The 5,580-nt window shown below is 45.5% G+C and carries 5 protein-coding genes; 2 read left to right on the top strand and 3 right to left on the bottom strand.

The annotated features are described in order from the left end of the window. Both JKY90_03980 and JKY90_03975 read left to right on the top strand, forming a co-directional pair. The coding region (locus JKY90_03980) for a D-hexose-6-phosphate mutarotase (protein MBL4851424.1) at window positions 1-794 on the top strand (794 nt) is incomplete at its 5' end. Between the two features lie 115 nt (window positions 795-909). After that, complete coding sequence (locus JKY90_03975) at window positions 910-1,128, top strand: RNA-binding S4 domain-containing protein (protein MBL4851423.1); 219 nt, start codon at window positions 910-912, stop codon at window positions 1,126-1,128. Window positions 1,129-1,502: 374 nt separating this feature from the next. Here the strand turns inward: JKY90_03975 and JKY90_03970 are convergent, their stop codons facing one another. From JKY90_03970 to JKY90_03960, 3 genes are all read right to left on the bottom strand, one after another. Next, window positions 1,503-4,352 carry a valine--tRNA ligase gene (locus tag JKY90_03970; GenBank protein MBL4851422.1) on the bottom strand — a complete coding sequence of 950 codons (2,850 nt, stop codon included), beginning with the start codon at window positions 4,350-4,352 and terminating at the stop codon, window positions 1,503-1,505. Between the two features lie 46 nt (window positions 4,353-4,398). Continuing rightward, complete coding sequence (locus JKY90_03965) at window positions 4,399-4,836, bottom strand: DNA polymerase III subunit chi (protein ID MBL4851421.1); 438 nt, start codon at window positions 4,834-4,836, stop codon at window positions 4,399-4,401. Window positions 4,837-4,857: 21 nt separating this feature from the next. Beyond that, on the bottom strand, window positions 4,858-5,580 hold a 723-nt coding region (locus JKY90_03960), incomplete at its 5' end, for a leucyl aminopeptidase (GenBank protein ID MBL4851420.1).

Below are 5,580 nucleotides of genomic sequence, written 5' to 3'. Positions count from 1 at the left end.
ACGCCGATGCCGAAATCTATTTGCACGGTGGCCATCTCACCCATTTTCAGCCGAAAAATACGCCAGCCGTTATCTGGATGAGCGAGCAAGCCCTGTTTACTAAAGATAAAGCTATTCGTGGTGGCATTCCTATTTGTTGGCCCTGGTTTGGTCCGCATACTACAGATAGCAGCCTACCGCAACATGGTTTTGCGCGAAATTCTGAATGGTCTGTTATAGCAAGCGAGTCGTTTCCAGATGGGAGTACACGCCTATGTTTAGGTTTGCAAGGTGACGGCGCTAGCTCACTGTGGCCACACCCCTTTGAATTGGTGTTAGCGGTCACTGTTGGCATACAACTACAGTTAGCATTAACCGCGATGAATACAGGTTCTGAGTCAATTGAGTTAGGCGCGGCTTTTCATACGTATTTTACTGTCGGTGATAGCAGTGTGATACGTGTTAGTGGCCTCGATGGCTGTGAATATCTCGATAAACCTGATAATTATGCATTGAAAAGTCAGCAAGGTGATATCAATATCGCTGGCGAGGTCGATAGAGTTTATCTCCAAACCATGGATGATTGTGTTATTGATGACCCAGTATTAAAGCGAAAAATCGTTATCAGCAAAGAGGGTGGCGCCTCAACTATTGTGTGGAATCCCTGGATGAGGAATGCTAAAGCTATGGCAGATTTTAATGATGATGGCTATCGATCAATGGTGTGTATCGAATCGGCTAATGCGGCGGATGATGTGCGTGTACTTGAACCTGGAGAGTGTCACACATTGGTTCAGAAAATTGCGGTGCAATAGAGCATATAGCGTATATTGACCTTTATTTTTTATCGATGAATGTGTGTAAGCATAAATATTAAATTCTTCATGGGTATTATAGGATACCGTAAGCCAACCGTGAGTTATTGATAGAATGAGAGAAGTTGAAATTTCTAAAGAGCCAGTCGAGCTTTATAAAATTCTCAAATTTGAAGGCATGGCATCCAGTGGTGCCGAAGCGAAGCGAGTTATTGCTGATGGCAAAGTTTTGGTTAATGAAAAAATAGAAACCAGAAAGAGAAAAAAAATTGTTTCAGGCGATACAATAGAATTTGGTGAAGAAAAAATTCAGGTTAAATGTCTGGTTGTTTGAGTAGGGTCCAAACCTTGAACAGAAAAGCCAAAGTAGGGTGCTTGTAATCGTGATGCCTGTCATTCTGGACATATTGATTGTGCTTATACTTTCCTATGCTTCTGTTTTTATAAACGTTGACTTAATGTTTAGATAGGGTGGAATTTTGATAGTGAAAAATGTCAATTTAGTAATCAGAAAAGTCGACATTAAATGATTAAAAGAGCAACTTCTGGCATTGAAATGAGATCTTCAAGCACAAGAAAAAACGTCAAAGAGACGAGCAAACCTGTTGAGCTAAATCAAGCGAAAGTAGGGCGGCTATCACGGCGGCGTAAGAGCCGGTTTTTGAAAGCCGATAGTGCGCTGCGCCGAATAAAACCAGGTGAATATGATTATAAATTCTTAATCGTTTCTAACTGCGTGTTTAGGCTATCAAGTGTTGTATGTAATTCAATTAAACGTGCGCGTTCTTTTTCAACTACGGCTGCGGGCGCTTTTCCGGTGAAGCCTGGGTTGGCGAGTTTCTTGTTGAGCGCGTGATAAATTGAGTTTGTTTTTTCTATCTCTTTATTAAGGCGTTTAAGTTCGGCGTCTTTGTCAATTAAACCTGCCATAGGGATTAAGACTTTCATCTGCCCGACTAATGCAGTAGCAGATTCAGGTGAATTATCACCTACATTAAGCCAGCTAATTTTTTCTAGCTTGGCGAGGCTAATCAAGAAAGGTTTATGTTTGGTGAGATACTGTTGGTCTTGTTCGCCCCCGTCTTGCAGCAGTATGCTGAGACGTTTTGCGGGCGAGATATTGTAGCCACTGCGGATTTTACGTATGCCTAGAACAAAGGCCTTGATCCAGTCAATTTCGTTAACAGCTTGTTGCTCATTAACGAAATCATCCGGTTGCGGATAGCGTTGCAACATAATGGTTTCGCCATCAATGTTTAACAATGGCGCGATACGCTGCCACAGTTCTTCGGTAATAAACGGTGTGATGGGATGAAGTAAGCGCAATATATTTTCTAATACGGACAACAGCGTGTAACGGGTATGGGCTTTGCTAGCTTCATCAATGTCATCATTGTTCAGCAGTGGCTTGGTTAATTCGAGATACCAGTCGCAGTACTCATCCCACACCATGGAATAAATCCCTTGCGCGGCATGGTCGAAGCGATACTTACCGATCTGATCGTTGGTTTGCTCGACACAGTTGCGTAACACACTTTGCATCCAGCGATCGGCGATGGAGGCTTTGCTATCATCTCTGGCGATGCTTTGACCCTCGCAGTTCATCATCACGTAGCGGGTGGCATTCCACAGCTTGTTACAGAAATTGCGATAGCCTTCGATACGTCCCATATCGAATTTAATGTCGCGACCGGTAGATGCCAAGCTGGCAAAGGTAAAGCGCAACGCATCGGTACCAAAGGCGGGGATGCCATCGCTAAAGTCCTGGCGTGTAGCTTTTTCAATTTTGGGCGCCATGTCTGGCTGCATTAAACCGGTAGTGCGTTTATTGACTAAGGTTTCGAGTTCGATACCGTCAATTAGGTCAATGGGGTCAAGCACATTGCCTTTCGATTTCGACATTTTTTGGCCGTGGTTGTCACGTACTAAACCATGGATATAGACTTCTTTAAACGGTACTTCGCCAGTAAATTTTAAGCCCATCATAATCATACGGGCTACCCAGAAAAAGATAATGTCAAACCCAGTAACAAGCACATTACCTGGGTAAAAAGTCTTGAGATCGGCGGTTTGTTCAGGCCAGCCCTGGGTTGAGAAGGGCCAAAGGGCAGAAGAAAACCAGGTGTCGAGAACGTCGTCATCTTGTTTTAATTTTATTTCGCTACCGAGTTTGTGTTTTTGGCGTACTTCATCTTCAGAGCGACCAACGTAAAATTTTCCATTATTGTCATACCAGGCCGGGATGCGATGCCCCCACCAAATTTGACGTGAGATACACCAGTCCTGAATGTTACGCATCCATTCGAAATAGGTATTTTTCCAGTTGTCTGGTACAAAACGAATATCGCCATTTTCAACAGCGGCAATAGCAGGTTCGGCCAGTGGGCCAATTTTTACATACCATTGATCGGTGAGGTAAGGCTCGATTACGCTACCGGAGCGATCACCGCGAGGCACCATAAGCTTATGTGGCCTGGTTTCTTCGAGCAGCCCTTGCTCCTCAAGGAGAGCTAATACGGCTTTACGTGCTTGATAACGTTCAAGGCCATGCAGTTCGGCCGGCAGATCATTTAATAGCTGTGTTAATAATTCAGCGTCATTGGTTTTATCGTCGCTGCACAACACATGGGCATTGTCGTTAAAGATGTTAATCAAGCCACCATTAATTAGTGACCTAATTAATGGATTGTTTTTATGCCGTTGCCAGACCTCGTAGTCGTTAAAATCGTGCGCGGGCGTGATTTTAACGCAACCACTACCAAACTCAGGGTCGACGTAGTCGTCAGTAATGATTGGGATGAGACGGTTAGTGATAGGCAGACGGATAGATTGACCAACAATATCTTTATAGCGGTCATCATCGGGGTGGACGGCGACGGCAGCATCACCCAGCATGGTTTCCGGACGAGTGGTGGCAACGACTAATACTTTATCGCTATCGGCGATGGGGTAACGAATATGCCAGAGGTGACCGTTTTCTTCTTCTGAAATAACTTCCAGATCGGAGACGGCGGTGTGGAGCACAGGATCCCAGTTAACTAAACGTTTGCCGCGATAGATCAGGCCTTCTTCAAACAAACGCACAAAGACTTCTTTGACAGCGTTGGACATGCCGTCATCCATAGTGAAACGTTCACGTGACCAATCGAGTGAGGAACCCATGCGGCGTAATTGCTGCGTAATGGCGCCACCAGATTGTTCTTTCCACTGCCAGACTTTTTTAATAAAGGCATCGCGGCCAAGGTCATGGCGGCTTTTACCCTCTTGTGCTAACTGTCTTTCTACCACCATTTGCGTGGCGATTCCGGCGTGGTCGCTGCCAGCTTGCCATAGCGTGTTATCACCTTGCATACGATGATAACGAATCAATATATCCATCAAGGTGTCTTGAAAGGCATGTCCCATATGCAAGGTGCCAGTGACGTTGGGCGGTGGAATCATAATGCTATAGCTTTGGCGATGATCGCCGCCTTCGCCAGCAGGTTTGAAATAACCGTTGTCTTCCCAGGTGCGATACCAATGGGCTTCGAGTTTTTCAGGTTGGTAGGTTTTTTCCATGAGTGATCTACTGTATTAGTAAGCTGCTGTTGTTTTTATCAGCGAGTTATAAAGAAATTTGGTGTGAGTCGGGTGTGATGCCTTGTTCACGGTAAAAACGAAAATGCTCGCGGCTGATTTTGCGCAATGCATCGGCATCGGCAACGACTTCAGCGATGCGCTCAAACTGCGGATAGAATGAGGGAATATTTTGGCTAAGATTAATTAATAAATCATAGCCATCAGGTACGTGATCACCATAACCAATGACCACGGGTGATTGTGGTGGTGGCTGGGACGCGTCATTGTTGACACGTTCATGTGGCACAAAACTACTTTGACTAAAAGTCCATAACAATTCGTCGAGCTGCTGTGCTTCAACGTCATTATCGACATGAATATAGATACGGTGCTTCAATTTGTAGGCTTTTTCTGCCAGGCGGCAAGTGTAGCGCGTCTGGGTGCTGGTTCCGCCACCAGAGAGAATATAAAAATCGATTTTCATTATTGTTATATGTGTGTCGTATTAATCTTGCGCGCAGCGATCCATTAGGTATTGTGTGAGCAGTGGCACAGGACGGCCTGTTGCACCTTTATTGGTGCCGCTAATCCAAGCCGTGCCGGCAATATCTAAATGTGCCCAACGCATTTTTTTGGTGAAGCGGCCAAGAAAACAGGCGGCGGTAATCGTTCCGGCTTCGCGGCCACCGATATTCTGCATGTCAGCGAAGGGGCTGTTAATCTGTTCGTCGTACTCGGGGCCCATAGGTAGTTGCCAAATCTTGTCATCGCTGATTTTGCTGGCATGCATTAACTCGTTAGTCAGTGTGCTGTTATTACTAAGCACAGCGGATACGTGTTTTCCTAATGCAATTAAACACGCACCTGTCAGTGTGGCAATATCGATAACAGAAGCAGGCTCGAAACGTTCGGCATAGCTGAGTGCGTCACAAAGAATCAAACGGCCTTCGGCATCGGTGTTGAGTATTTCGATGGTTTGGCCTGACATGCTGGTAACGATATCGCCAGGTTTTGTCGCAGTGCTGCTGGGCATGTTCTCCACCGCAGGGATAATACCAATGAGGTTAATAGGTAGTTTCATGTCAGCGACGGCGCTAGCGGTGCCAAAGACACTGGCAGCACCACACATATCGTATTTCATTTCGTCCATGGCGGCGGGTGGCTTGAGTGAAATGCCGCCGGTATCAAAGGTTACACCCTTACCTACTAATACATGAGGCGGTGCTTT

The sequence above is a fragment of the Gammaproteobacteria bacterium genome (assembly GCA_016765075.1).
Classification (GTDB): domain Bacteria; phylum Pseudomonadota; class Gammaproteobacteria.
This window is presented reverse-complemented; position numbering and strand designations above follow the sequence as displayed.

Coding starts and splice junctions, on each gene's coding strand:
- JKY90_03975 (MBL4851423.1), top strand. CDS start 910: ATGAGAGAAGTTGAAATTTCTAAAGAGCCAGTCGAGCTTTATAAAATT.
- JKY90_03970 (MBL4851422.1), bottom strand. CDS start 4,352: ATGGAAAAAACCTACCAACCTGAAAAACTCGAAGCCCATTGGTATCGC.
- JKY90_03965 (MBL4851421.1), bottom strand. CDS start 4,836: ATGAAAATCGATTTTTATATTCTCTCTGGTGGCGGAACCAGCACCCAG.